Origin of the sequence: Lyngbya aestuarii BL J (assembly GCF_000478195.2) — a bacterium.
Taxonomy (GTDB): Bacteria; Cyanobacteriota; Cyanobacteriia; order Cyanobacteriales; family Microcoleaceae; genus Capilliphycus; species Capilliphycus aestuarii.
Genome location: NZ_AUZM01000304.1, coordinates 1 through 719 on the forward strand (window position 1 = coordinate 1; position 719 = coordinate 719).

1 pseudogene is annotated in these 719 nt (G+C 36.4%); it reads left to right on the plus strand.

Annotated features, from left to right (window positions below):
* A pseudogene (locus M595_RS28235) lies at positions 1–719 on the plus strand (AAA family ATPase); the annotation flags it as partial.

Here is a 719-nt window from a genome sequence, read left to right on the forward strand (position 1 = left end):
GTCGATCAACAACAAGCAAACTTAAATCAAAACAGAACAGAGTTATCTCGAATTGAAACTCAACTTGATGATGTTAAAAAGAAGTTGAGAAGTTACCCCGATGAAGATATTCAACAACTCCAAAAACGTTTGGATGAAGTTGAAACTAAAATTAATAACCTCAACCGAGAAACGGGTTCAAATCAACAACAAATCGAAACGGCTAAAAGTTCAGTTAGTCAACTAGATAAACAGATTGATAAGCTAAAAATGAACGAAATGAAACAAGTTTTAGCCCAAAGAAGAATTGAAAAAACTCAAGATGCAATTACCCGTTTAACTCAAGTGAAAGATCGCTTAGATCAACAATTTCGGTGTCAACTCGAAAGTCGAGTTCAAAATATTTTTAGTCGAATTTCCTTTACTCCCTATCTTCCTAAGCTGACTGAAAACTATGAATTAAAATTAGTGGAAACTACAGCCGGAGAAGAAGCCCAAGTCGCCGCTTCTACCGGAGAAAATCAAATTCTTAGCTTATCTTTTATTGGGGGAATTATTGAAGGCGTGCGAGAATGGAGTCAAAAAAACACCCTAATGGGGCCAGATAGCAGTACATTTCCGATTGTCATGGATTCTCCGTTTGGGAGTTTAGATGAAATTTATCGTCGTCAAATTGCTAAAATTATTCCCGAATTAGCCAATCAATTAATTGTCTTAGTCACGAAAACTCAATGGCGGGG